Below are 25325 nucleotides of genomic sequence, written 5' to 3' on the forward strand. Positions count from 1 at the left end.
TGATCCTTTCTGCGGAACAGGGGAAATCAGGAGAAGCGCGCCCGGAGTTCGGCTTCGAGGGTTTCGAGGGTGCGGCCCTTGGTCTCGGGGACGTAGAGCTTGACGAAGGCGAGCGAGAAGACGCCCGCCACCACGAAGAGGAAGAAGGTGTTGGAGATCCCGATGCCGGAGACCAGGGACGGGAAGACCAGGCCGATCGCGAAATTGGTGAGCCACAGCACCACCGCCGCGACACCCATCCCGAATCCGCGCATCCGCATCGGGAAGATCTCGGAGAGCATCAGCCAGGTCACCGGCGAGATCGCACCCTGCTGGAAGGCGAGGAAGGTGACCGTCATCGCGAGCACCGCGAACGCCCGGCCGTCGCCGGAAGGCAGCACCAGAGAGAAGACACCGATCAGCAACAGAGCTGCTGTCGTGCCGATCTGACCGGTCATCAGCATGGGGCGGCGGTTGACGCGGCCCAGCAGCCAGATGCCGACGAAGGTGGCGAGCACCGAGATGACGCCGTTGGCGATGTTCGCGGTCAGGGCGCTGTCGGCGGTGAAGCCGGCGTCGGTGAGGATCTGGGTGCCGTAGTACATGATCGTGTTGACGCCGGTGATCTGCTGCACGATCGCGATGCCGAACCCGACGAACATCAGCCGGCGCAGCCACGGTGCGGACTTCATGTCCTGCCAGCCGCCGAGTCTCTGCTGATCCTCCTTGACGGCGAGCGCGGACACCTCCCGCAGCTCTGCCTCGGCCCGCTGCTGGGACCGGACCTGCTTCAGTACCTCCAGGGCCTCGCTGAAGCGCGTCTTGGAGGCCAGCCAGCGCGGGCTCTCCGGCATGACCAGCATGCCGAACCAGAGCACGACGGCCGGGATCGTGGCGAGCACGAGCATGTAGCGCCACACGCCGCCGGACTCACCGCCCACCCGGGCGATGATCGCGTTGGAGGTGAACGCGAGCAGCTGACCGCTGACGATCATGAGTTCGTTGCGGGTGACCAGGGCGCCGCGCCGCTCGGCGGGCGAGATCTCGGCCAGATAGACCGGCACGGTCACCGAGGCGCCGCCGACCGCGAGGCCGAGCACGAAGCGGGCCACCACCATGACGGCGGTGTTCGGCGCGAGCGTGCAGCCGAGTGCGCCGACGAAGAACACCACCGCGAGAACGAGGATCGTACGGCGGCGCCCGCGCGCGTCCGACAGCCGGCCGCCGGTGACCGCGCCCAGCGCGGCGCCGAGCAGCAGCGAGCTGGTGACCATGCCCTCGGTGAAGGGGGTCAGGCCCAGGTCGTCGGTCATGTAGGGCAGGGCGCCGTTGATGACGCCGGTGTCGTAGCCGAAGAGCAGTCCGCCGAACGTGGCGATGACGGTGATGAGTCGCAGCCGCCGCGACACCGCCGGAGGGGCGTCGTCCGCGGCCACGGTGGTCGGGGCTTTGGGCATGTCGTTCCTGACGTCCATGGCCGCCTCCTACCGGTCGAGGCGCGGGCGGCGGGTTCCGGTCAGGCCGCAGATGGCCAGGTGCTCGCGGGTGCTGACCGCGATGGGCAGCGGTACCTCGGGCGTGCACGGGTACAGGTCCTGCTCGACGATGACGAACAACTCGGCGTCGAGCAGCGCGAGTTCGGCCACCACGTCGGCCGGATTCGGCACGCCTGCGGGAGGTGACACGCACACGCCGCGCTTGACCGCCTCCCCGAACGACAGGTCCTCGACGGCGACTTGGGCCAGCACCTCGGGATCCATCTGCTTGATGTGGACGTAGCCCACGCGCTCGCCGAAGCGGCGGATCAGATCGAGGTTGTCGCCGCCGCCATAGGCCACGTGCCCGGTGTCCAGACAGAGGTTGGTGTAGCGCGAGTCCGACTCGTTGAGCAGCCGCTCGATCTCCGGCTGAGTCTGGATGTGGCTGTCGGCGTGCGGATGGATGACGAGCCGTACGCCGTACTCGTCGAGCAGCAGTCTGCCGAGGCGGTCGGCGGATCGGCCGAAGCCCGCCCACTGTTCGGCGGTCAGCTCGGGCGACTCGGTGAACGCGCCGGTCTTCTCGTCCCGGTACATGGGCGGGATGAGGACGAGGTGGTGCGCGCCGGCGGCCTCGGTCAGTGCGGCGACCTGCCGGACATGGGCGAGCATCTCGTCCCACGCCTCCGGCCGGTGCAGCGCACCGAACGCGGTGCCGCCGGAGACCTGCAGACCACGGGCGTCCAGCTCCTCCTTCAGACGCTGCGGGTCGGTGGGCAGATAGCCGTACGGGCCGAGCTCCAGCCACTGGTAGCCGGCCGTGGCCAGCTCGTCGAGAAAGCGGGTGTACGGCACCTGGTGCTCGTCCTCGGGGAACCAGATGCCCCAGGAGTCAGGAGCGGAGCCCAGACAGAGGTTGCCGGCGATGGTGCGGAGCGGGCCTGGCGCCGTTGCCATGACATGTCCCTTCACCCCGAGATCGGGAGTTTCACGGTGCTTGCTGTCGCGCTCTACTAGCGCGCTCTAGTACGAGTACGATGACCCTGGTCCAAATGTCATGTCAATAGTCTGTTGCCGGGAGATTTCGAGTCCACCGGTCAAGGTGGACGGTGTCGGAAGGGCGGGTTCACAGGTGGATGCATCGGGCAAGCAGCGGCCCACGATGGCGGACGTCGCCGAGAAGGCCGGTGTCTCCAGGGCGCTCGTCTCCATCATCTTCCGCAACCAGCCGGGGGCCAGCGAGGAGACCCGACAGCGAGTGCTGCGGGTCGCCGACGAGATCGGCTACCGCCCCGACAGCGCGGCCCGGCTGCTGGCCCGCGGCCGCAGCCGCACGCTCGGCGTGATGTTCACCGTCCATCAGACCTTCCACACCGACCTCATCGAGGGCATCTACGCCGAGGTCGAGCGCCTTGGTTACGAAGTGCTGCTGTCGGGTGCCACCCAGGGCCGCAGCGAGCAGAAGGCCGTGGAAGCACTGCTCAGTCACCGCTGCGAGGCAGTGATCCTGCTCGGCTCGTTCGCGGAGCCCTCCTTCCTCGACGAACTCGGGCGCCGTACGGTCGCCGTCTCCGTCAGCCGCCGGGTTCCGCACGCCCACGTCGACTTCGTGCACACCGCCGAGGGCAAGGGCGTACGGCAGGCCATGGACCACCTCGTCGAGTTGGGGCACCGCAGGATCGTGCACATCGACGGTGGCACCGGCCCCGGCTCGGCCGAGCGGCGCCGCGCCTACCGGGCGGCGATGCGACGCCACGGGCTGGAGTCCGAGGCTCGTGTCATCCCCGGTGACCACACGGAGCGGTCGGGCATCGAGACCGGCCGTCTGTTCCTGGCGGAACGGGACCAGGGGCAGCCCCTGCCGACCGCGGTCCTCGCGGGCAACGACCGCAGCGCGATGGGCCTGTTGATGACCCTGACCAGGGCCGGCGTCGAGGTGCCGCGCGATCTGTCCGTCGTCGGCTATGACGACAGCCACCTCTCCCACCTGATGCCGATCGGCCTGACCACCGTCCGTCAGGACGCGGGGCTCATGGCGGAGTACGCGGTGCGCTTCGCGGTGGAGCGGTTGGAGAAGCCGGAACTGGAGCCGCGGGAAGCTGTGTTGGACCCGAAGCTGGTGGTCCGGGGGAGCAGCGGGCCGATCCCGGAACCGTCGGCCTGAGAGACGGACGTACGGTTCCGGGGCTGGGTGAACCGGTTACCGCGTTCCCTTTGCGGCGAACCCGGCGAACCCGGCGAACCCGGGGACGGCGGCCACGTTGTCCTTGGCGATGAAGGCCGGACCCGTCAGCACCGGCGCGGTGCCGCCTCCGCTGAGGTTGCCGTTGGCCTTGGAACCCATCTTCAAACCGGTGAGAGGCCTGACAGAGATACGGGTCAAAGGGGCAACTGAATGGATAGCTGCCGTGGGGACGAGGTTTGTGACGGTTCTTGTGAGCCCTCGCCGTGTTTCAGGGGAATGTCCGCGCAGCTCTGCCTGCGGCAGAACAGCGGCCGGACCGGGCTCGACGATCACTACAGTCCAGTCTCATGACGACGATTACGACGCGTACGGTCGAGTACCCGGCCGACGGTCTGACGATGATCGGGCACCTCGCGCTCCCGGCCGGTGTCGACCGCCGGCCCGCAGTGCTGCTCGGACCAGAGGGCACGGGGCTCAGCGACGTCGAGCGCCGCCGGGCCGATGCTCTCGCCGAGCTGGGATACATAGCGCTGGCCTTCGACCTTCACGGCGGGCGTTATTTGAGCGACCCCGAGGAGATGCTGGCCCGTTGCATGCCACTGCTCGCTGATCCCGACCGCATGCGGAGCATCGGCCATGCAGCGCTCGACGTGTTGCGCGCCGAACCGCGGACCGACCCCGACCGGATCGCCGCCGTCGGCTACGGCACCGGGGGCGCTGTCGGGCTGGAGCTCGGGCGCGACGGCGTCAACCTGCGCGCGATCGGCACAGTCAACGCACTTACCACGGGCCGACCGGGCGAGGCGGCGCGAATTCGCTGCCCGGTGTGGGCCGGGGTCGGGTCGGAAGACCCGATCATGCTGCCCGCGCAACGGAACGCGTTCACCGCCGAGATGCAGGCCGCGGGCGTCGACTGGCGCCTCGCGGTCTACGGCGGCGCCTTGCACGCCTTCCACCATCCGCCGGTCGACCACCCCACGGTCCCCGGCGTCGGCTACCACCCGCAGCACGCGCAGCGAGCCTGGCGCGACGTCGTCGACCTGCTCGCCGAGTGCCTGCCCATGACGGAGGATCTGAGGGCATGACCCGGGCGAACATGCTGACCGCCTGGGTCGCCCCTGCACCCGTACAGTGCGCACCGGCCGCATCGAGCAGGAGGTCGTGCTCGCCGCGCAGGGCGCGGAGCTGCTCATCGTCGCCCGTGACGGCGACCGCAGCCGCCTGGGCCCCAAGAGCCTGGCCCCGGCCGATCTTCCCGTCAGATGGTGTCAAAGGGACGCAACCGGAATCTGCCTGCCACTGCATCCGTCGCCCGGCCATAGGCGCTCGGTATATGGGCAGGCGCGGCATGAGGACGGTCCGCGGGGTGTGACAGTACTGTCGTCGCCATGACTGACAATTCGCTGCGTTCTGTCACCATCGAGCGGGCCGGCCCGGGCCGGTTCACCGTGACCAATGCCCGCGGGGGCACGCTGAGCTTCGGCACCGGCGGGGGTGCCGACTTCACGCCCGTCGAGTTGTTCCTCGCGGCCATCGGCGGCTGTACCGCGGCCGACGTAGAGGTTGCCACGAGTCGTCACGAGGAACCGACCACGTTCTCCGTCGCCGTGACCGGCAACAAGGTCGAGGACGAGAGCGGCAACCGGATGTCGAACCTCGAAGTCACCTTCTCTGTCGCGTTCCCGGACGGGCCGTCGGGGGAACGCGCCCGCACCATCCTGCCCCGAGCCGTGAAGACTTCGCACGACCGGCTCTGCACGGTCAGCCGCACCGTCGAGGCGGGCACACCGGTCAGCACGACCGTGTCCGACAGGACTGACGGCGCCTGACGCCCGAAGGCGACGCCGGAGCAAGCTGATCGGCGAGCTCCGGCGCCGCATGCTTGGTCAGCCGAAGCCGATCGTCACAGACGTCTCACCTGGGCCGGGCGAGCACATCCAGGACGTCGATTCCAAGGAATGCAGCCGCCCCTGGGTGAGCGTGAAGCGCGGCAGTACGAGGCCGTGACGCTCGGCGAAGGCGTCGACAACGCGGGCTGCGGCGGTTGTCCGGGCGAGCCCCCCCGGGTGGGGAAACCAAGGGAGGAGGGGCCAGTTTGGCGGGGAGGGCGCCGGTGGATTCCTCCTGCTCTCCGGTGCATCGGTCCGGAACGCGAGGACGGGGCCGCGGGGCCGTTCGTGACCGGGTCGGCCGATCGGTCGATCCCGTGGTCTCGGCCGCTCCGTACGCTCGGCGAGGTGAACATCAAGCCTCCGGTCGACGACAGCCGTAACGCGGCCGATGCCACCGCGGCCACCGTTGTCCTGATCTACGAGGACGGGATGCTGCGGGTGCTGGTGCGCGACGACGGTCGCGTCGGCACGCAGATGCCGCAGCCGCCAGTGGCGGCTGCGGCATCGTCTGCCTCACCGAACGCGTCACCGTCCTCGGCGGCGAACTGCACACAGCCCGCGCCCGGACACCGGTTGGGAGGCTATGGCCCTGCTCCCCACTATGGGGACGGGCGCGAGGTGACTCGCCCTCTGAGGCAGCCCGCGCTCAAGGTCTGAAGCAGCCCCCTCAAGGACGCCGGACTGGTCAGGCGTGGGCGCGGGTACCGAGGGCTCGGTAGATGGCGGTGGTGTAGGCCGCGGCCCGCTGTGAGCCGAGGATGTCGGCCCCCATGTTGTTCATGGCGTAGCTGATGGTCATGCGCCGGTCGAGGTCCATGATCGCCATTGAGCCGCCCCAGCCGCCCCAGAACGCGATGCGGCCGTCAGGGATCCAGGGCAGGGTGCGCCGGTCGGGCAGTGCGTATCCGATGCCCCATCTCAGATGCAGTCCGTTGACGAGGTCCGTGCCGCTGGACTGCTCGTCGAAGATGAGTCCGATGGTGTCGGGCTTGAGGAGCTGACCGCGGGCGGAGGCTCCTGCGCGGGCGATCGGGGCGAGGATCTCGGCCACCGACTGGGCGTTGCCGTGCCCGTTGGCCGCACCCAGGTCGGCAGCGCGCCAGGCCGGGGTGTTGGCTGCGGTCGCGCTGAACGAGGGACCGGTGAAGGTCTTGTACGCGACGGTGTCGTGCTCGAGTGTCGAGGGATCGAAGTCGAGCGGCGGTGAGATCACGTCGGCGACCCGTTCGACGTCGACGTCACGCAGCCCGATCCGGAAGTCGGCGCCGAGCGGCTGGACGAGGTGCTGGTGCACGAAGTCGCGCAGCGGCAGACCGGTCAGGCGGTGCACCAACTCGCCTATCAAATGGCCGTAGTTCAGGACGTGGTAGCCGGAAGCCGTACCGGGCTCCCACCACGGCTTTTGAGAAGCCATTCGGGAGGCCGCCGCGCGCACGTCGTACAGGTCGTCGAGCCGCGCGGGGTGATCCAGGCCGGACACTCCCGAGGTGTGTGACAGCAGATGACGCACCTCCACGTTCTGCTTGCCGTTCGCGGCGAACTCGGGCCAGTAGCGGGCGACCGGCGCGTAGAGGTCCAGTTCGCCGGCATCGACGAGCAGCAGGGCGGCAAGGCTGGTCACGGTCTTCGTGATCGACCACACGTTGGTGATCGTGTCGCGCTGCCAGGGGTGGGTGCGTGCCGCGTCGCGGTGGCCGCCCCACAGGTTCACCACCTGTTGGCCGTCGACATCGACGACCAACGACAGGCCCACCTCGGCGCCGCTGCGCAGTTGGTGCTCCACGGCGTCGCGGACGGGTTCGAATATTGGGCTGACGGTTCCGTTGAGTTCGGTCATGCCGACAGCGTCAAACCTTGACGCTGGTGTCAAGGTCAAGCGGTAGTGTGCCGATGTGCGTATTGGTGAGCTGGCCGCGCGAGCGGGTGTGTCTCCGCGGCAGGTGCGGTTCTACGAGGCGAGGGGCTTGATCACCTCGACCCGTGGGGCCAACAACTACCGCGACTACGGTGAAACGGCCCTGGGTCGCGTCCAGCAGATCCGCGAGCTGCTGGACGCCGGACTGTCGACGCAAGTGATCCGCGCGATCCTGCCCTGCCTGGAATCACCGCGCGATCCGATCGTCTTCGACGGCGTCACATCCGAGACCGTGGCAGTGCTCGAACGCGAGCGTGACAGGCTGACCGAGCGCGTCGACGTCCTGGCCCGCAACCGGGACGCGATCGGCGACTACCTCGCCGAACTCCAAAGGCGCGCGGGCTGAGCCGCAGCGAGTTGATGACTGCGTCAACCGGTGCTCGTGTCGTGCCGCTCGACCGTCAGCTTCGCCGACGAGTTGCCAAGTCCCCGGACGGTTGCAGGCCGTTCTCCACGACAGCGGCGGTGCTACGCGGTTACCGCGACTACGTGCTTGCCCACTGCGCCGCCGCGCTCGAACGCCTCGTGCGCAGCCGCGATGTCCGTGAGCGAGTACACGCTGTCGATGACCGGGCGCAGTGCACCTGACGTGACGTGGTCCGCGAGGTCGCGCAGTACGGCGGTGTCGGGGTTGGCGCTGAAGGTGCGGACGCGGCGGGAACCGTACACGCTCGACGCGGCGATCGCCGCCAGGGCGGATGCGGAGAGTCCTACGGTGACCATCCGGCCGCCGGCCGCCAACCGGCTCCGGTAGCAGTTCAGTTCCGTACCGACCGTGTCGACGATGACGTCGAAGGGGCCGATCGCGTCCGAGGTGGTCGAGCCGTAGTCGAGGACCTCGTCGGCGCCGAGGCCGGTGAGGACCGGCGCGTGGCGGTCGCGGGCGAGTGCCGTCACGTGGCAGCCGAGTGCGTGGGCCAGTTGGACGGCGGCCGTGCCGACCCCGCCTGCCGCGCCCCGGACGAGGACCCGTTCCCCCTTCACCGCGTGCACGGAGTCCCGCAGCGCGAGAAGCGCCGTCGCGCCCGTGACGACCAGGGAGGCCGCGTCGACCGACGAGAGCCCGGCCGGGGCGGGCGAGATGCGTTCCGCGCGGACTACGACGTACTCGGCCGCTCCGGCGGTTACGTGCCGCTTGCGGGGATGCACCATGCCCCACACCCGGTCCCCGGCCCGGTAACCCTCGACCTCCGCGCCGGTCTCGACGACGACGCCCGCGAAGTCCAGGCCCGCCCCGATCGGGAAGCGGCGCCCTGAGACCATCTTCAACTCCCCGGCGCGGACGATCACATCGTGCCCGTTCACGCTGGACGCCTCGACCGACACCAGGACTTCGCCCGGACCGGGAGCGGGGCGGGCGACCTCGTTGACCCGCAGGACATCCGCGGCACCGTAACTCGTGATCTGGGCGGCCTTCATGTCGGTGGTCCTTCCGTGGTGGGCTGGTGTGCATCCGATCCTTCCGCCGGTTGCCCGCATCATGGTCGTTCGCCTTTTCCTGGGACTGGCAGACCCACCATCCCCGGCCGCGTCCGCGCCATACTTGCCCCGTGACCGACGACTCCCTCGATGCCCTGGCCGTGACCGACGATCCCCGGCGTGAACTCGCCGAGTTCCTGCGGACCCGCCGAACTCGCGTACGTCCACAGGACGTTGGCCTGGAACCGGGCCCCAGGCGGCGCGTTGCCGGGCTGCGGCGGGAGGAGCTGGCCCTGCTCGCAGGGGTCAGCTCGGACTACTACCAGCGCATGGAACAGGGACGCGACGTACGCCCCTCCGAGCAGGTCCTGGACGCCCTGGCGCGCGCCCTGAACTTCACCGCCGAGGAGTCCCGGCACCTGCACGGCCTCGCCGCCGCCGCGCGCACGCCGGCCCGCCGCCCGCGCGGACATGCGCCGGAGGAGGTGCCGCCGACCACGCTGCGGCTGCTGCACACCATGCCCTCGCCCGCGCTGGTCGTCGGCCGCTTCCTGGACGTGCTGGCCTGGAGCCCGTTGGCCGGGGCCCTGCTGGGCGAGTTCACCCAGAGGCCGCGGGCGCAACGCAACCTGCTGGCACTGCTGCTGCACCCGGAGGCAGACCAGACCTGCCCGGAGCGGGCAGCCACCGTCGCCGAGCTGACCGCGATGCTCCGCGCGCAGGTCGCCGCCCATCCGGGCCATCCGCGCGCCGCGGAACTGGTAGGTGAACTCGCAGTCCACAGCGGTGAGTTCGCCACCCTGTGGGCCCGCCACGATGTGGAGGAGACGACCCGCGGCCGGATGCGCGTCAACCACCCGCTGGTCGGAGAGCTGAACCTGGACTGGGACGCCTACCCGCTGCCCGGTGATCCCGGTCCGATGCTGATCGTCTACACCGCCGAAGACGGCGGCCCCGACGCCGAACGACTCCAACTGCTCGCCGGCCTGCTGGACACCCGCTGAAACGAGAACCCCGGGCCCTGCGTCCGTTGCCACAGCCCAGGCGGCCTCCACCGTCCGATCGCCCGATGGAGGAGGTTGGTGCACTGCCCACCGGCAGCACCTTCACCTCCGTGGCGCATTGTCCACGGCGGGGCCGGGACAGCACGACTGTTCCGGCCCCGCCGCTATGGCCTGCGCAAGCCTCTGCCCCAGGCGGAGCACGGCACTTGCTGTTGCCGTCGGGGTGCGGCTGGGGGGGCGGACACGGCGTTGTGGTGGGGCGGCCGGTGGTGGCGCGCGAGGGGATGGTCGATCGGCCGAGGTGCGCGGCTGTGGTGAGCGTGAGGGATGGCCGATCGGCTGAGGCGGACAGGTGGTGCGCGCGGTGAGAGGTGGCGTGGCGGTCGGGATCGATCCGACCGTGACACTTGCTCGGGTCCGCGGATTCCGGGCTCTCCGCTCGACAGATCTCCCAGCGGGCCTGATTCCACGGAGAGGGATCACGCGCCGCTCGCCGCTCCGACTCGGCAGTTGCCCTGAACGTCGAAGTGGTCGCTCAGCCCTCGCCTCGACATCATCCCGCCGCTCAACCGTTTCTTCGACCCCATTCTTCTGCCGACCGACCGGCAGCCCTCCGCGGAAACGTCCGGCTGAACGTGCCGACGGCCATGAGCCGATGTCTGGACGGGAAAGCGGACGGCCGCGGGGGATCGAGTCGGTCTGGGACGAGCCGACCGTGGCCAGTCAGCGGCCGGCGCGTTCGCGACTGAGCCGGGGGTGCCCGGTGCAGCGAGGTGTAGAACGTACCTGCACCATATGGGTGCCGCACAGTCCGTCAACGCCGTACAGCGGAAGAGGATGTGCGGCCGAGCCCGCCCGCGGAAGTGATGCCCCGTCTGCCACCAGGCGAGCAGCCCAGCCCGGGATCAACTGACTGAGCGGTCATTTCTTGGGAATTGCACCGTACACGGGGCGTCCCGCTATCGCCTCGTCCACCTCGTGCTGGAAGTGCTCGAAGTTGGTGAGAGCAAACCAGCCGCAGGGCTCGACCCGACGGGGAAGCACGTCGTCGTTCTCGTCCACATAGCCGTCGATGCTGGCGTCGTAGAAGCAGTGCCGCTTCAGCAGGTGCGTGGGGTCCGGGTCCTCGTGGGCCACGGTCCGGAAATACCCCTTGTCCCATGCCCAGTTCATGGTGAAGAAGGGAGGCATGAGCAACCGGTCCGGAGTCAGCACTGCCGGATCCGGCTCCGGAGCTTCGGCGGGAACGTCGTAGAGGTAGGCGAGGATGCCGCCGGGGAACCTGCCTCGTGGACCACTCTCACCGATCTTGACGATTCTGCCGAACCGGTACGCGGAGTCCTCCAGCCGGAGCGCGAACACGTCGCCCACGTGGTGCGAGCGACGCTGCCCCTTCATCTTCTTCAACGGCATGACGAAGCGTCTTCCTCTGAGGAATGCGCGCCCCATGGCCCCGGGAGTGGCCAGCGGGCGCGACCGAGATCATGGCAACGACGTCCGGTCACGCGGCGCCGGCGGCTACGCTCCAGAGCCGACCTCGGGGCGATGTCCCCCGTCGATAGGTCCGCGCGTTCGGGGGCACGGTCAGCGCGGCCAACGCGACCCCGAGCCGTCGCTCCGTCGCGAGGGAGCGGCCAACGTGCCAGGATGAATCACGTCAAGCTGTAACTCGCGTGGGCCGGTATCGCTGGGCGACCGCCCCCGACCGGAACTCATGGCGGTCCACGGGCTCGAGCTGGATGCGCTCGCGCAGACCGGCGAGCAACGTCGGCCCGTGTCCGGCAAGGACCGGCTGAACAAGGAACTCGTACTCGTCGATCAGACCCAGATCTGCCAACGCCAGGGGGAGCGTCACACCACCCACCCACAGGCCCTCGCCCGACTCCTGCTTGAGCCGCTGAACCGCTTGCCCCAAGTCGCCTCGCACCAGCTCGGCATTCCAATCGACCTCGCTCAGCGTGCTCGACACGACGTACTTCTTCGCCCGGTCGATGGCCTCGGCGAACGGGATCTGCCACTCATCCATCCAGTCGGGCCACGTGTCCGTGGCCGGCTTCCGCCACGCCGACTCCATCATCTCGTAGGTCACCCGGCCGAATAGCAGGGCATCGGCTCGCTCCATCTCAGCGGTCCAGTAGCGCATCGACTCCTCGTCCGGGGGGAGCCCTGCCTCGTGATGGCAGCAGCCGTCGAGCGTGACGTTGATCGAGTATCGAAGTGGTCTCATCTCGTTGCTCTCCCTGATGCGCGCAGCGCGTTTTCACCGGACCGTACTTAGACGACTGTCGGCGCCATTTCTCATCGGCGCCCGACCCCACCTACTCAACACCGTCGTGATGCGAACGTTAACGCCGTCGTGATGCGAACCAGACCGCAGACCGAACGCGCGACCGGTTCGGCGCTCGGGGCGTTCAGATTCGCAACGGAACGGCGCCCATAACGCTCGACTTCGATGCACGGTGCCACGTCACTTACCGTCGGCTCAGGGTCAACGACGAACGTCGCAAACGTTGCCTGCCGCAGGACACTAGTTATCGAGATCTCCGGCTACCGGGATTCATTCGCAGTGCACCGGGGTTCACCCTGGTGGTGAAGCGAATCTCGTGCCTGCGGCGCGGAGTGTCGCGGTGTCGTTTCGGCGGAGCCGGACTGTGCTGTGGTGGGGGTGAGGGTTCGCTTTTGTGTTCCTGGTGATGATGCTTGTTCGACCGGCCTAGTGTGGTCGGCATGCAGCTCCGGTACGTGTTTCGCGTGTACCCGGATGCCGGTCAGCGCACCGCGTTGGCGAGGGCGTTCGGGTGCGCCCGTGTCGTGTTCAACGACGCGGTACGGGCCCGTGAGGACGCCCGCAGGGCGGGTAGGCCCTTCCCGAAGGCCGGTGAGCTGTCCACCCGGCTGATTACCGAGGCGAAACAGACGATCGAGCGGTCCTGGCTGGGCGAGGTGTCCGCGGTCGTCCTGCAGCAGTCCCTGCGGGACGCCGAGAGCGCGTACCGCAACTTCTTCGCTTCCCTCAAGGGCGATCGCAAGGGGCCCAGGATGGGTGCTCCCCATTTCAAGTCCCGCAAGGACAAACGGCAGTCGATCCGGTTCACCGCCAACGCCCGCTGGTCCATCACCGACAAAGGGCGCCTGAATCTGCCGAAGATCGGGGCGGTGAAGGTGAAGTGGTCCCGCACCCTGCCCACCACTCCTTCCTCGGTCACCGTGGTCAAGGACGCGGCAGGACGGTACTTCGCCTCCTTCGTCATCGACACCGACCCCGCCGCCGACGCGACACGGATGCCTGAAACCGACCGCACCATCGGCATCGACCTCGGCCTGACCCACTTCGCCGTTCTGTCCGACGGCACGAAAATCGGCTCCCCGCGGTTTCTGCGCCGCGCGGAGAAGAAGCTGAAGAAGACCCAGCGGGAACTGTCCCGCAAGCAGAAGGGATCGAAGAACCGGGAGAAGGCCCGTCTCACGGTCGCCCGCGCCCACGCGAAGGTCACCGATGCCCGCCGTGAGTTCCACCACCAGCTCTCCACCCGGCTGATCTACGAGAACCAAGGGATCGCCGTGGAGGACCTGTCGGTGGCGGGACTGGCGCGCACCAGGCTGGCCAAGTCCGTGCACGACGCCGGCTGGTCCTCGTTCGTGAACATGCTGGAGTACAAGGCGGTCCGGTACGGCCGGATCCTGGTCAAGGTCGGCCGGTTCACACCGACGAGTCAGGTCTGCTCGACCTGCGGCGTCAAGGACGGGCCCAAACCTCTCAGCGTCCGGGAGTGGACCTGTACCGCCTGCCACACCGTCCACGACCGGGACCACAACGCCGCACTCAACGTCCAACAGGCCGCCGGACTGGCGGTATCAGCCTGCGGAGCGCCGGTAAGACCAGAACCCGTTCTGGCACAGCGCGAAGAAACAGGAAGCCACGGATTCTCCACCGGAAACCGTGCAGCGTAGCGGCACCGCAACCGGTAGAGAAGGCCAGAATCCTCGCCCTTCAGGGCGAGGAGCATGTCAATTGTCGACCAGCGACATGTGGTGCTCGTTGTAGCGGTCTCCCTGTACCCCGACCCGGTCGGCGAGTTCGTTGAGGCCCGACAGTTCGTCGGCGGAGAGCGGTAGTTGAGTGGCGCCGATGTTCTCCTCGATGCGGGCGATGCGCCGCGTTCCGGGAATCGGGACGATCCACGGATGCTGTGCAAGCAGCCAGGCGAGCGCGACCTGCCCCGGTGTGGCGTCCTTGGCCTGCGCGAGCGATGCAATGTGATCGAGGAGAGCCTGGTTGGCCGCTCGATTCTCGGCCGTGAACCGTGGAATGGTGGTTCGGACGTCGTCGGCCGCGAACGACGTCGAGGCGTCCACCGCCCCGGTCAGGAACCCCTTGCCGAGCGGGCTGAAGGGAACGAATCCGATGCCGAGCGCCGCGCACGTCGGCAGGATCTGTGACTCGGGATCCCGGGTCCACAGCGAGTACTCGCTCTGCACTGCCGTGACCGGGTGGACCGAGTGAGCACGACGGATGGTCTCCGCACCGGCCTCCGAGAGCCCGAAGCAGCGGACCTTGCCCTCCTGCACGAGCTCCGCCACCGTGCCGGCGACCTCTTCGATCGGCACCTGTGGATCAACACGGTGCTGGTAGAACAGGTCGATCGTCTCCACCCCGAGCCGTTCGAGGGAGGCCGTCGCGACGGCACGGATCTGCTCGGGCCGGCTGTTGAGTCCGACTGACGCACCGTTCTCGATACGGAAGCCGAACTTCGTGGCGATCACCACGTGGTCACGGACCGGAGCGAGGGCCTCTCCGACGAGCTCCTCATTGACGTAGGGGCCGTACACCTCCGCGGTGTCGAAAAACGTGACTCCGCGGTCCACGGCCCCGCGGAGCACGGCGACCATGGCGCTTCGATCACCGGGGTTCGGGCCGTAACTCTGGGACATTCCCATGGCGCCTAGACCGATGGCGGAGACCCGCAGGTCCTGCCCAAGTGTTCGGGTATGCATCTTTACTCCATCCGGTGTCGTTCATGGTGCTCGATATGGGGTCGAGCCTGCAGCCGACCCTCGACCTTCGTCGCCAGGGACGGCACTGGGTGGCTGCGGGGTGTGGCCCGAGCCGCAGACCGCGGCCGTTGCGACGATCACCACTACGGCGGTGATCGACAGCAACCTCCAGGCGATGACGTCAGCAACCGCTTGGTTTGATGTTCGGGATCACGGCAACGTGCGAAGCTGTGAATGTGCAACGCGAGCCGAGGTTGGACGAACTGGGAGCCTTCCTCAAGGCGCGCCGTGCACAGCTGAGCCCCGGTGGGGTCGGGCTGCCCGACACCGGTGAGCAGCGGCGTGTTCCCGGTCTGCGTCGTGAGGAAGTCGCTCGGCTGGCCACGATCAGCACCGATTACTACGTCCGGCTCGAACAGGGTCGCGTTCAGGCGTCCGCGGCCGTCCTCGACGCTCTCGCGCAGGTGCTCCGCCTCGACGGCGATCAGCGCGAGTACATCCTGACCCTCGCGGGAAAGACCGCCTTGCCCCCGGCGAACAAGAGCGCTCGGCAAGAAGTCGGCCCGCAGTTGCGGTACCTGCTGGACGATTTCACCCTGACAGCGGGGTTCGTCATCGGGCGCAACACGGATCTTCTGGCGTGGAACGCCATGGCTGCCGCTCTGGTGACGGACTTCGGGCGTATCCCCGAGGAACAGCGCAACTACGTGCGCCTGCTGTTCACCGAACCCGTCATCCGGGTGTTGTACAGAGACTGGGAGCACATGGCGCGACTGGCCGTGTCCCACCTGCGCATGGACAGCAGGCGGAACCCTCACGATCCTCGACTGACCGTGCTTGTCGAAGAACTTTCCGCGCTTGATCCGCAGTTCCGGCTGTGGTGGACCTCGCACGATGTCGCCGTGCGGGCCGGCGGCACCAGGCTGCTCCGGCATCCCGCGGTCGGCGACCTGACATTTCAACGGTCCACCTTCATTTGCGCGGAGGATCCCGAACAGCAGCTCGTGGTGTGGACCGCCGAACCCGGCAGCCAGACTTACAGGGCCCTGTGTTCCCTGGCTGCCGCCATCGAGAGGGCGCCGGAGAGGCTGCACGGCGCCACTTGAGGCTTTCACCGACTTGTCCCCGGGAACAGGCGTTTCGCGTTGGCCGTTGTCAGGGAACGCCACGTGGATCCCTCAACCGGTGACTCGGCCGCGTCGATCGCCGCGATGTGGGCATCGGCCAGCGGGGGAGGCGTCCAGCAGTAGTCGCTGCCGAACAGCACGCGGTCCGGACCGACGAGTTCGAGCAGTGCGGGGACCTGGCGTGGAAAGGCTGTGCCCGCCATGTCGTAGTACAGGCCCTGCAGTTGCTGGACGGCATCGAGGGAGGGTGACTTCTCCGAAGGCAGGAACAGCCTCATGAACTCGTTGATGCGGTCGGCCAGGACGGGAACCGCGCCACCGCCGTGCGGAACGATCACCTGCATGTTCGGATGGCGCGTCAGGACGCCCGCCATCACCAGGTCCGTGACGGTACGGGCCGTGTCGAAGATGTACTCGACCATCGGCCGCGGTCTGCCGAGTGCGGACTGTTCCCAGCACACCGGTGAGGTCGGGTGCAGGAAAACCACAGCCCGGCGGCGGTCGAGTTCCGCGAAGACCGGGTCGAGGCGCTGGTCGCCCAGGTACACACCGTGCGTGTGCGTCAGCAAGGCCACGCCGTCGGCGTCGAGTTCGTCGAAGGCGAATGCGATCTCCTCCAACGAGCCTTCCACGTCGGGTAGGGGAAGCGACACGAAGTTGCCGAAGCGGCCGGGGTGGTCGCGGTTCAGCTCGGCGGTGCACTCGTTGACACGTCGGGCGAGGAGGCGAGCCGCATTGTCGTCGCCGAAGTGCACGCCGGGGGATGACATGGAGAGCATCGCGGTGTCGATGCCGTTGCGGTCCATCAGGTCCAGGTGCGTTCGCACGGACCACGTGGGCCAGCCGCCCATGCCGTCGGGGTGGGCGTGGCCCGCCGCCGTCGCCTGCTGGACGTAGAAGTCGGGCAGCAGGTGGGCGTGGACGTCGATGAGGCCGGAGGACATGACGAGGGGGTCCCTTCTTGTAGGCTCGCGAGGCTTGGATCCAGGCCGGGTGTCAGGCTTGGCTCACTCCGCCTGCTCGCGTCCGGCCAGTCGCACCTCTTCGTTGTCCAGGGCGGCCTGGAGTCGGCGCAGCACGGTGTCGTCGATGTGCCGTTCGTCGCGCAGGCGGACGACGGTTGCGCGTTTGTGGGCGATGAGGGCCAGGCGCAGCTCGGTGTAGTGGCGGTTGTGGAGCAGGGCGGGATCGCCGTCGGAGCCCGCGCCCCTGGCCCGTACGGTTGCCAGGTGGGCCTCGTACTCCTGGCGCAGCCACTCCGTGACTCTCGGGGTGGTGCCCAGCTCCTCGGCGAGTCGCGGTAGTGCCCAGATTGCTTCCTCGGTGGCCGTGGTGTCGGCGAGGATCTCTTCCTCGTCCACAGACGTGTCGCGCGGCAGCCGGGCCCAGCGCACCACGCCCGGCAGCAGCAGTCCCTGCACCACGAGAGTCACCACGATGACGCCGGAGGTGACGAAGACGATGAAGGCACGGTCGGGGAAGGGGGCGCCGGAGTCGAGGGTCTCCGGCACCGAGAGCGCCACGGCGAGCGACACCGCGCCACGGAAGCCCGCAAGGCCGCTGACGACACGTGCCCGGTGACTGATTCTCAGTTCCCGCTGCTGGGGACGCCGGTCGATGGCGCGGATCAGGTAGGCGGAGGAGAACAGGAACGCGAACCGGACCACGACCAGCACCACGCTGACCACTCCGATCGCGATCAGGGCGTCCTGGAGGTCGGACCCGTTCAAGTGGCGGAGCGCGTATTGGAGTTCCACTCCGACCAGGACGAAAAGTGTGCCGTTGATGATGAAGGTGAGCAGTGGCCAGAACGCCAGAGCCTGGCGGCGGTGCTCGGCGCGGATGAGGCTGGGAGCCACCTGGGCCATGATCAGCCCGCTCACGACGACCGCGAGGACGCCTGAGGCGTGGATCAGCTCGGCGAGCAGGTATGCCGTGAACGGCGCAAGGATCATGACGAGATTGCCGAGCAGGGGATCGTCCAGGCGTCGCCGCAGGTTCATGTTGATCCAGGCGACCGCCACGCCGACCGCGGCCCCTCCGCCGTAGGCCAGGAGGAACAGGGCGCCGACGTGCGGAAGGGTGAGGTGTTCCTCGCCGACGGTGAGACCGACCGCCAGGCCGAAGATGACCAGTGCGGTGCCGTCGTTGACGAGGCTTTCGGCACGCAGCACGGTGACCTGACGGCGCGGCAGAGAGCGGGCCAGGACGCCCACCGCTGTGGCGTCGGTCGGAGCCACGGCCGCGCCCAGCGCCCACGCCGGTCCCCACGGCAGTCCGAGCGCATGCCCGGCGACCGCGACGGCCCACGCGGTGAGGATCACCAGCACCGTGCTGAGCAGGGCGATGCCGCGCAGGTTCGTACGGATCTCCCGCATGGACGTCGTGAGGCTCTCCCAGTACAGCAGCACCGGCAGGAAGAGCAGCAGCACCACTTCCGGTGGAAGCTGTGTCTGGCGCACGGCCGGGACCAGCCCGACAAGGGCACCCACGACAAGCAGCACTACAGGTGGTGCCACGCCCAGCCGCTGCGCGACGAACTGGCCGACCAGCACGGCCACACCCAGGAGCACGACGAGTTCGAGACCGATCACGGGGCTTGCTCCTGGGTCGGGCGGGCTGCCGGCGGGAGTCCAGCGGCACCCACCGGGCACGTCTGGCTCATCTGGGCACCAGCTCCAGCGTCGTCGGGCGTGCCGCCACCATGGGATTGACGTACGCGCCGCCGAAGCGGCCGTACTTGGTGCGGTACGCGGTGTCGATGCGGTCGTTGATCTCGGAGTCCGTCACCTCGACGAACGTGACGTCCTTGTCGACGCCGCCGGATCGGACGCGCCCCTGATGGTTCGCGCGTGCCGTGCGCCACCAACCGCCGTCCCTACCTCGGAAGGAGCGGACGTAGAGATGGTCGCCGTCGCGGACGACCCAGATCGGCACCGGCCCCCGCAGGGTGCCGTCACGCCGGAGCGGCGACATCTCCAGCTCGTCGGCCCCGCCGATGCGGTTGAGCTCGTCGCTCGTCCATGTCGTCATCGGTGTTTCTCCAAACTCCATCATCCGGTGAGGGCAAGGAAGCTCGTCACGGTCGTCGGGGCGGCCTCAGGACGAGATTCACCGCGGCGTCGGCGAAGGCGTAGGAATGGGCGCGTCACTGTGGTCGGGGGTGCCGGAAGACCTGCGTTCAGGCGGGAGTGGTGGTGAGAGGCTCGCCGAGGCAGGTACGTGTGATGCCGAGCGAGTCCTCGAAGACGCGATAGTCGGTTATCAGGCCGTCGGCGACGGTGAAACGCAGGATCATCTCGCTGTCGAGCACCTGTCCCGAGGGACGGAACCGGGAGGCGTACCGGCCTGGTGCCAGGACCTGTCCGTCAGCCTCCACCATGGTCTGCAGCTCGAACGCGAGCGGCTCGACGGCTGCGAAGAACGCGGTGAGGGACTGCCGGATCTCCTCCGGTCCGGTGCGGCGTCCGGCCCAGGGAGTCAGTGCCGGGTCACCCGGGATCGTCCACGTCGCGTCGGCTGCGAAGTGGGAGAGGATCCGTTCCATTTCGCGTGTGCCGAGGGCGTCGAAGTACGCCTCTACGGTGAGGATCGCCTCGCTGGTCATGGCGGTCGGTCCGTTCTGCTGGGCTGTGGTGGGCGGGCGCGGATACCGCCGGTCGGGGCCGGCGGTGGTGGGCGCGGCTGGGGCTGCCCACCACCGCCGGGGCTTCAAGTCACGGACGCAGCAGCGCCTTGACGGCGCGGCGCTCGTCCATGGCTTTGTAGCCTTCGGCGACCTCGTCCAGGGACAGGGTGAGGTCGAAGACCTTGCCCGGGTTGATACGGCCGCTGAAGACGCGCTCTATGAGGTCGGGAAGGTAGGCCCGCACGGGGGCGGGGCCGCCACGCAGGCCGACGTGGGAGAAGAAGAGCTGCTGGCCGTCGATCTGTACGTCGTGGGGCATGCCGACGAAGCCGACGCTGCCGCCCGGCCGCGTGGACTGCAGGGCCTGCTGCATCGACTGCTGTGTGCCGACGCACTCGAGGACGGAGTCGGCGCCGACGCCGTTCGTCAGTTCCTTGACGCGGGCGATGCCTTCCTCGCCGCGTTCGGTGACGATGTCGGTGGCGCCGAACTCCAGGGCCAGCTTCTGCCGGGACTCGTGGCGGCTCATGGCGATGATGCGTTCGGCGCCCAGTTCCTTCGCGGCGATGACGCCGGACAGGCCCACCGCGCCGTCACCGACGACCACGGCCGTCGAACCCGGCTGGACCGCGGCCGCCTTGGCGGCGTACCAACCGGTGCCCATGACGTCGGACAGGGCCAGCAGGCTCGGAATCAGCTCCTTGCCCGGCTGCTCCGGAATGGCGACCAGGGTGCCGTCGGCGAGGGGGATGCGGATGTACTCGGCCTGGCAGCCGTTGGGAAAGTCGCGGTGCAGGCAGTTGGTCTGGTAGCCGGCCCGGCAGTTCGGGCAGGTGTTGTCGGAGGCGATGAAGGAGCCGATGACGAACTGTCCGGGCCTGACGGTCGATACGTCGTTGCCGACCTCCTCGACGATGCCGACGTACTCGTGGCCGATCGGCTGCGGCTCGGTGATCGGGGTGATACCCCGGTAGCTCCACAGGTCGGAGCCGCACACGCAGGTGGCGACGGTACGGATGACCGCGTCCGTGGCCGCCGTGATCTTCGGCTCGGGGGCGTTCTCCACCCGGATGTCGCCGGGGCCGTGAATGATGGTTGCTCGCATGATGCTTTCCCAGGTCTTGGCAGGTACGTGGTGGCGTCAGGGGCGGGTGCGGGTGCTGACGCGCGGGCCGTGGTACTCGACGTCCGAGACGTGCTCGAGCCAGGTGGCGTCGTCGGTCTCCCACAGCGCGAGATGGATCATGAACTGGTCGGGCGCGGCCCCGTGCCAGTGCTCCTCACCCGGGGGCGTGTGGATGACGTCGCCGGGATGGGCCTCGATGATGTCGCCGCCACGCGACTGCACCAAGGCGATGCCCTCGACGATGTAGAGGGTCTGTCCCAGGGAGTGGGAGTGCCAGGCGGTGCGGGCGCCGGGCGTGAACCGGACCATGTTGGCCCGCATTCGGGAGGGGGCCTCGCCGCGGTAGATCACATCGGCGTAGGCGTCGCCGGTGAACCACTCGGCGGGAAGCCTCATGGTCGGGGGCTGCTTCAGCAGTTCCATGTGTGTTTCCCTCGGCGGTGCTGTCGCCGGACAGCGCGCCGGCGGTATGGGGGCGCGAGCCCGCTCTGTCGGGTGTGGGCCGTCCGGGAGAGGCTCAGCCGGACTGGTCGGCCTTGTCCACGATCTCCTTGAGCTGGTTCATGGCGGTCATGGCGTTGGGCCATCCGGCGTAGAAGGCCAGATGGGTGATGGCCTCGATCAACTCGTCCTTGGTCACGCCGTTCTCCAGCGCCTTGCCAAGGTGGAAGGCGAGCTGGTCGTTGCGGTACAGGGCGGCGAGCGCGGTGACGGTGACCAGGCTCCGGTCGCGCGGGGACAGACCCGGGCGCTCCCAGATGTCGCCGAACAGGACTGTGTCGGTCACCTCCGCGAGCTTGGGGGCGAACTCCTGGATCGCCGGCGGCGCGAACTTCTTCCGGTCGGTCATGGGGGGTGTTCCTAACGTGTGTTCAGGGAGGGAGAGGCGAAGTCGTGCGAGGCCAGTCGTCGGGCGTGGAGACCGGCGCCAAGTGTCAGGCCATTGCTGGGAGACCCGACTTCTTTCAGTACTTTCTCTTCCCGCCTCCTCCGCCTGCCGCATGGATATACCGAATATCGGTGACGTCCGGAAAGCAATTGCGGCCCCGAGGTTGGCGACCCCGCCTCTTCGGGTGAATGCTCTCCGTAGGTCGGTCCTGATCGTGGGCCGCTCCCTCGACCCTGCCACCATCGTGCGAACCCGCAAAGGGGAGAATTCCATCCTGGGAATGACTTATCCAGGGGAAGAATCCTTACCCCCCTCGCGAAGACCGAGCGGTGCGAGACTGGCACTCATGACCGGCGACGCGCATCTGAACGAGCTGGGTGAATTCCTCAAGGCGCGAAGGGCCGTATTGAGCCCGCGCACCGTCGGCCTGCCGGACACCGGTGGTCCCCGGCGTGTGCCCGGCCTGCGCCGCGAGGAGGTCGCCCTGCTCGCAGCCATCAGCACTGATTACTACACGCGGCTGGAGCAGGGCCGCATCCAGCCGTCCGCGCCGGTGCTGGCAGCTCTGGCCCAGGTCCTGCATCTGGGCAACGACCAGCGCGACCACCTGTTCGAGCTGGTCGGCCGGCAGACGGCGCGCCCCCGCCGCCAGGTCGCGCAGAGGGTGCAGCCACAGTTGCGCCGCCTGCTCGACGACCTCAATGCGACCCCCGGCGTCGTGATCGGCCGTCGTATGGACATCCTGGCGTGGAATCCGCTCGCAGCCGCCTTGCTCACCGATTTCGCGCAGGTGCCGGAAAGGAACCGGAACTACGTCCGGATCCTCTTCACCGACCCGTCCATGAGGACGTTGTACGCGGACTGGCGGACCGTCACCCGCGCATGCGTGTCCCATCTGCGCACGCTGGCCGCCAAGTACCCGGACGACCCGCGGCTGACCAGTCTGGTTGGCGAACTCTCCGTGCAGGACAAGGACTTCGGGCAGTGGTGGGGAAGCCGCCACGCGGTGTCCCGCACCATAGGCACGAAGCGCTTCTACCATCCCGTCGTCGGCGAACTGGCCCTCGACTGGGACACCCTCACCTGCAGCACGAATCCGGATCAGGAACTCGTCGTCTGGACGGCGGAGTCCGGCAGTCCGTCGTACGACGGACTGCGCACGCTGGCCTCGTGGGCCGCCAGTCACCTCGGCGAGTCCGCAGCCGGTCGGGTGACCTGACCTGACCGCAAATGACCACCGGGGATCTGTAGCACCACGCCTCGGGAAAACAAGAGGCGACTGCCCAGAGCCTGGGAGAAAACTCTCCCCCTCACTTTTCAGTCGAGCGCTGTGACACTAGCTGCTATGTGCAGTAAAGCGCATTTGGCCGAACTGGGAGAATTTCTCAAGGTGTGCCGGGCGCAGCTCAGTCCGCGCACGGTGGGTCTGCCCGAGTCCGGGGCGCCCCGGCGAGTGCCGGGGCTGCGCCGGGAGGAGGTCGCCCAGCTCGCGGGGATCAGCGCCGACCGCTACGCGCGGTTGGAACAGGGGCGTGCCCCAGTGTCGACAGCAGTGCTCGCAACGCTCGTCCGTGTCCTGCGTCTCGACGATGACCAGCGTGACCACCTGTTCGCGCTCGCGGCGAGAGGTGAGTGTGCGCCGCGCCGCCGACCGGCACAGAAGGTCCAGGGGCAACTCAGACGTCTCCTGGACGAACTGACCGCGACCCCTGCGCTCGTCCTGGGGCGTCACATGGACATCCTGGCCTGGAACGCTCTGGCAGCCGCTCTGCTCACCGACTTCGAGCGGGTTCCGGAGAAGAGGCGCAACTACGCCCGGCTGGTCTTCACCGACCCGGGCTTTCGGGAGCTCTACCTCGACTGGAGGTCGGTCGCCCGGAGCTGCGTCGCCCAACTGCGCGTGGAGGCTGCCAGATGCCCCGGCGACCCCGCGTTGACCGGACTTGTCGGCGAGCTGTCGGTGGCCGACGCCGACTTCCGGCGGTGGTGGGCCGGTCGCCAGGTGCCCGGTCTGTGGGTCGGCACGAAGAGGCTGCGTCACCCGGTCGCCGGTGACCTCACTCTCGACTGGGACAGCCTGACCCGTACAGCTGACCCAGCACAGCAACTGGTGGTCATGACGGCCGAGTCCGGGACCCCGTCTCATGACGGACTGCGTTTCCTTGCGTCGTGGACTGCCTCCCCGTACCAGCGGGCGCGGGATGGGACAGCCTGACAAAACGAGGCGCGAGGCTCGCCCGTCGGGGGGCTGTGTGCGCCGGCGCCGTGGCCAGCTGATGCGAGGGCCTGTATCAGCTCCTTGAGCCGCGGATCCTGGGTGTCCTGGAATGACGCTAGGACGGCTTGGACCAGTTCCTCCTCGACCTGACGCTGCCGGTCCGGTGCCGCGGGAGTGGTGGTGGCCCTGGTGGCATTCCTCCTGTCGTCGGCGTTGTTGGTCACGAGGTCGGTGCCTCCTCGGCGTCGTAGCCGTAGATCCAGCCGTTGCGCACCAGCGGATCGGATTCGGCCAGTGCGGCGTCGCGAGCCTGCTGCTCGGGCCCGTCGGGCAGATGGTTGATCTCCCTGCGACCATGACTGATCTCCTGCAGGCGTGTGGTGCGTTCGATCCGCGCCGCCTCGTACCGCTTCAGAGCCCGCTCGGGGTCGTTCGCATACGCGGCCAGGCAGCGAGCCAGGGCCGCGGCGTCCTCGATGGACTGGGCCGCGCCCTGGGCGAAGAAGGGAAACATGGGATGCGCGGCGTCCCCGAGCAAGGTGATCCTGCCCCGGCTCCAACGCCGGAGTGGTGCCCGGTCCAGCAGCGCCCAGCGCCCGGGTACACCGCCGGCGGTGATCAGGTCCGTCACCCGCGGGTCCCAGTCGGCGAACTCGGCACGGAACTCCTCGATCGTGGCCGTCGTACTCCAGGACTCGTCGGTGTGATCCCCGGCCGGAGCGAACGCGACGACATTGACGGCCCGCCCACCGGCGACCGGGTAGTGCACGAAGTGTCGTCCGGGCCCGAGCCAGAGGGTCTGGGCGCGGCGCAGCGCGAAGTCGGGCGCGGCTCGGGCGGGCACGATCGTGCGGAAGGCGCAGATGCCGGAGTACGTCGGTGGTGAGGGCTCGGTCACGGCGCTGCGGACGACGGAGTGCACGCCGTCGGCGCCGATGACGATGTCCGCCTCGGCATGGCTGCCATCGGCGAAGCGCAGCAGCACGACGTCCTCGCCTGCGTCGACCGCCGTGCAGCGTGCGCCCAGGCGGACCCACTCGCTGGGCACGGCCGCCCTGAGTGAGTCGAGCAGGTCGGCGCGGTGCACGCCATAGGTGCGCTCGCCGTAGAGCCGCTCACAGACACCGTTCAGCTTCTCGACCGAGAGCACTGTCCCGTCCGTCCAGCGGCGGAACTCCCAACCCCAGTCCAGCGGTACGGCCCGGCGGAGGAACTGGTCCATGGTGCCGAGGCGCCGCAGCAGCCGCACGGCATTGGGAGCCATCACGAGCCCGGCGCCGACCTCGGTGAGTGCGGTCGCCTGTTCGTAGACGGTGGTCGTCAACCCTGAGCGGCGCAGGAAGGCACCGGCGGCCAGACCACCGATGCCACCCCCGACGATGGCAATGCGCGGACCAGGCACGGTGGCAGGCACTGATGGACTCCTCTGACTCGTCCAGGGCAAATCAACTGGCCCCAGATCCTGTCTGG

The 25325-nt window shown here is 68.5% G+C and carries 26 protein-coding genes and 1 pseudogene; 11 read left to right on the forward strand and 16 right to left on the reverse strand.

Features of this window, described 5'->3' with window-relative positions; all coding sequences use genetic code 11:
- Positions 1–26 precede the first annotated feature (26 nt).
- Together AOK17_RS14900 and AOK17_RS14905 are read right to left on the reverse strand one after the other, a co-directional pair.
- The gene (locus AOK17_RS14900; protein ID WP_055612931.1) at positions 27–1454 is read right to left on the reverse strand and encodes a sugar porter family MFS transporter; all 1428 of its coding nucleotides are present in this window, start codon (positions 1452–1454) and stop codon (positions 27–29) included.
- Between the two features lie 9 nt (positions 1455–1463).
- Positions 1464–2414: a TIM barrel protein gene (locus AOK17_RS14905; RefSeq protein WP_055612932.1), complete on the reverse strand. Its 951-nt coding sequence runs from the start codon at positions 2412–2414 to the stop codon at positions 1464–1466.
- A gap of 205 nt (positions 2415–2619) precedes the next feature.
- Here AOK17_RS14905 and AOK17_RS14910 point away from each other — a divergent pair, with 205 nt between their 5' ends.
- A complete protein-coding gene (locus AOK17_RS14910) occupies positions 2620–3621 on the forward strand; it encodes a LacI family DNA-binding transcriptional regulator (protein ID WP_055612933.1) in 1002 nt (333 codons plus the stop codon).
- 36 nt (positions 3622–3657) lie between these two features.
- On the opposite strand, the gene AOK17_RS50740 is transcribed toward AOK17_RS14910, so the two are convergent.
- A complete protein-coding gene (locus AOK17_RS50740) occupies positions 3658–3840 on the reverse strand; it encodes a hypothetical protein (protein ID WP_157881329.1) in 183 nt (60 codons plus the stop codon).
- 149 nt (positions 3841–3989) lie between these two features.
- Here AOK17_RS50740 and AOK17_RS14915 point away from each other — a divergent pair, with 149 nt between their 5' ends.
- The 4 genes and pseudogenes from AOK17_RS14915 (at position 3990) to AOK17_RS50745 (ending at position 6191) form a co-directional block, all read left to right on the forward strand.
- Positions 3990–4727, forward strand: a complete 738-nt coding sequence (locus AOK17_RS14915) for a dienelactone hydrolase family protein (RefSeq protein ID WP_055612934.1) — start codon at positions 3990–3992, stop codon at positions 4725–4727.
- Positions 4728–4740: 13 nt separating this feature from the next.
- Positions 4741–5034: pseudogene (locus AOK17_RS53945) on the forward strand (hypothetical protein); the annotation flags it as partial.
- Positions 5031–5471 (forward strand): OsmC family protein, encoded by a 441-nt coding sequence (locus AOK17_RS14920; RefSeq protein WP_055612935.1) that lies wholly within the window; start codon positions 5031–5033, stop codon positions 5469–5471. The pseudogene AOK17_RS53945 and the gene AOK17_RS14920, both read left to right, overlap by 4 nt.
- Positions 5472–5879: 408 nt before the next feature.
- Complete coding sequence (locus AOK17_RS50745) at positions 5880–6191, forward strand: hypothetical protein (protein WP_157881330.1); 312 nt, start codon at positions 5880–5882, stop codon at positions 6189–6191.
- 28 nt (positions 6192–6219) lie between these two features.
- On the opposite strand, the gene AOK17_RS14925 is transcribed toward AOK17_RS50745, so the two are convergent.
- Positions 6220–7371, reverse strand: coding sequence for a serine hydrolase domain-containing protein (locus AOK17_RS14925; protein WP_055612936.1), 1152 nt, complete (start codon positions 7369–7371; stop codon positions 6220–6222).
- A gap of 55 nt (positions 7372–7426) precedes the next feature.
- Between AOK17_RS14925 and AOK17_RS14930 the strand changes: the two genes are divergently transcribed.
- The gene (locus tag AOK17_RS14930; protein ID WP_055612937.1) at positions 7427–7795 is read left to right on the forward strand and encodes a MerR family transcriptional regulator; all 369 of its coding nucleotides are present in this window, start codon (positions 7427–7429) and stop codon (positions 7793–7795) included.
- A gap of 122 nt (positions 7796–7917) precedes the next feature.
- Here AOK17_RS14930 and AOK17_RS14935 read toward each other — a convergent pair whose 3' ends face one another.
- Positions 7918–8868: an NAD(P)-dependent alcohol dehydrogenase gene (locus AOK17_RS14935; protein WP_055612938.1), complete on the reverse strand. Its 951-nt coding sequence runs from the start codon at positions 8866–8868 to the stop codon at positions 7918–7920.
- A 131-nt stretch (positions 8869–8999) separates the two neighbouring features.
- On the opposite strand from AOK17_RS14935, the gene AOK17_RS14940 reads away from it, so the two are divergent.
- Entirely contained in the window at positions 9000–9872 is an 873-nt protein-coding gene (locus tag AOK17_RS14940; RefSeq protein ID WP_245697160.1) for a helix-turn-helix transcriptional regulator, read from the forward strand.
- 921 nt (positions 9873–10793) lie between these two features.
- Here the strand turns inward: AOK17_RS14940 and AOK17_RS14945 are convergent.
- Together AOK17_RS14945 and AOK17_RS14950 are read right to left on the reverse strand one after the other, a co-directional pair.
- Positions 10794–11285 (reverse strand): Imm26 family immunity protein, encoded by a 492-nt coding sequence (locus tag AOK17_RS14945; RefSeq protein WP_055612939.1) that lies wholly within the window; start codon positions 11283–11285, stop codon positions 10794–10796.
- 244 nt (positions 11286–11529) lie between these two features.
- Entirely contained in the window at positions 11530–12099 is a 570-nt protein-coding gene (locus AOK17_RS14950; protein WP_055612940.1) for a dihydrofolate reductase family protein, read from the reverse strand.
- Between the two features lie 500 nt (positions 12100–12599).
- Between AOK17_RS14950 and AOK17_RS14955 the strand changes: the two genes are divergently transcribed.
- Positions 12600–13823, forward strand: a complete 1224-nt coding sequence (locus tag AOK17_RS14955; RefSeq protein ID WP_055613000.1) for an RNA-guided endonuclease InsQ/TnpB family protein — start codon at positions 12600–12602, stop codon at positions 13821–13823.
- 57 nt (positions 13824–13880) lie between these two features.
- Here AOK17_RS14955 and AOK17_RS14960 read toward each other — a convergent pair whose 3' ends face one another.
- On the reverse strand, positions 13881–14867 hold the full coding sequence (locus tag AOK17_RS14960; protein WP_055612941.1) for an aldo/keto reductase: 987 nt from the start codon (positions 14865–14867) through the stop codon (positions 13881–13883).
- Between the two features lie 200 nt (positions 14868–15067).
- Here AOK17_RS14960 and AOK17_RS14965 point away from each other — a divergent pair, with 200 nt between their 5' ends.
- Positions 15068–15973, forward strand: a complete 906-nt coding sequence (locus tag AOK17_RS14965; protein ID WP_055612942.1) for a helix-turn-helix domain-containing protein — start codon at positions 15068–15070, stop codon at positions 15971–15973.
- Between the two features lie 5 nt (positions 15974–15978).
- On the opposite strand, the gene AOK17_RS14970 is transcribed toward AOK17_RS14965, so the two are convergent.
- The 7 genes from AOK17_RS14970 to AOK17_RS15000 all read right to left on the reverse strand — a co-directional run bounded on the left by AOK17_RS14970 (position 15979) and on the right by AOK17_RS15000 (position 21598).
- Complete coding sequence (locus AOK17_RS14970; RefSeq protein ID WP_055612943.1) at positions 15979–16938, reverse strand: amidohydrolase family protein; 960 nt, start codon at positions 16936–16938, stop codon at positions 15979–15981.
- A 63-nt stretch (positions 16939–17001) separates the two neighbouring features.
- Complete coding sequence (locus AOK17_RS14975; protein ID WP_055612944.1) at positions 17002–18588, reverse strand: Na+/H+ antiporter; 1587 nt, start codon at positions 18586–18588, stop codon at positions 17002–17004.
- A 67-nt stretch (positions 18589–18655) separates the two neighbouring features.
- Positions 18656–19027 carry a DUF2255 family protein gene (locus tag AOK17_RS14980; RefSeq protein WP_055612945.1) on the reverse strand — a complete coding sequence of 124 codons (372 nt, stop codon included), beginning with the start codon at positions 19025–19027 and terminating at the stop codon, positions 18656–18658.
- 148 nt (positions 19028–19175) lie between these two features.
- A complete protein-coding gene (locus tag AOK17_RS14985) occupies positions 19176–19601 on the reverse strand; it encodes a nuclear transport factor 2 family protein (RefSeq protein ID WP_055612946.1) in 426 nt (141 codons plus the stop codon).
- A 109-nt stretch (positions 19602–19710) separates the two neighbouring features.
- Positions 19711–20727, reverse strand: a complete 1017-nt coding sequence (locus AOK17_RS14990; RefSeq protein ID WP_055612947.1) for a zinc-dependent alcohol dehydrogenase family protein — start codon at positions 20725–20727, stop codon at positions 19711–19713.
- Positions 20728–20763: 36 nt separating this feature from the next.
- Positions 20764–21171: a (R)-mandelonitrile lyase gene (locus AOK17_RS14995; RefSeq protein ID WP_055612948.1), complete on the reverse strand. Its 408-nt coding sequence runs from the start codon at positions 21169–21171 to the stop codon at positions 20764–20766.
- A gap of 94 nt (positions 21172–21265) precedes the next feature.
- Complete coding sequence (locus tag AOK17_RS15000; protein ID WP_055612949.1) at positions 21266–21598, reverse strand: carboxymuconolactone decarboxylase family protein; 333 nt, start codon at positions 21596–21598, stop codon at positions 21266–21268.
- A gap of 385 nt (positions 21599–21983) precedes the next feature.
- On the opposite strand from AOK17_RS15000, the gene AOK17_RS15005 reads away from it, so the two are divergent.
- Both AOK17_RS15005 and AOK17_RS15010 read left to right on the forward strand, forming a co-directional pair.
- Complete coding sequence (locus AOK17_RS15005; protein ID WP_055612950.1) at positions 21984–22856, forward strand: helix-turn-helix domain-containing protein; 873 nt, start codon at positions 21984–21986, stop codon at positions 22854–22856.
- 126 nt (positions 22857–22982) lie between these two features.
- Positions 22983–23852, forward strand: coding sequence for a helix-turn-helix domain-containing protein (locus AOK17_RS15010; RefSeq protein WP_055612951.1), 870 nt, complete (start codon positions 22983–22985; stop codon positions 23850–23852).
- Positions 23853–24075: 223 nt separating this feature from the next.
- Here AOK17_RS15010 and AOK17_RS15015 read toward each other — a convergent pair whose 3' ends face one another.
- Positions 24076–25269, reverse strand: a complete 1194-nt coding sequence (locus AOK17_RS15015; RefSeq protein WP_055612952.1) for an FAD-dependent monooxygenase — start codon at positions 25267–25269, stop codon at positions 24076–24078.
- Between the last annotated feature and the right edge of the window lie 56 nt (positions 25270–25325).

The organism is Streptomyces phaeochromogenes (assembly GCF_001418655.1).
Taxonomy (GTDB): domain Bacteria; phylum Actinomycetota; class Actinomycetes; order Streptomycetales; family Streptomycetaceae; genus Streptomyces; species Streptomyces phaeochromogenes.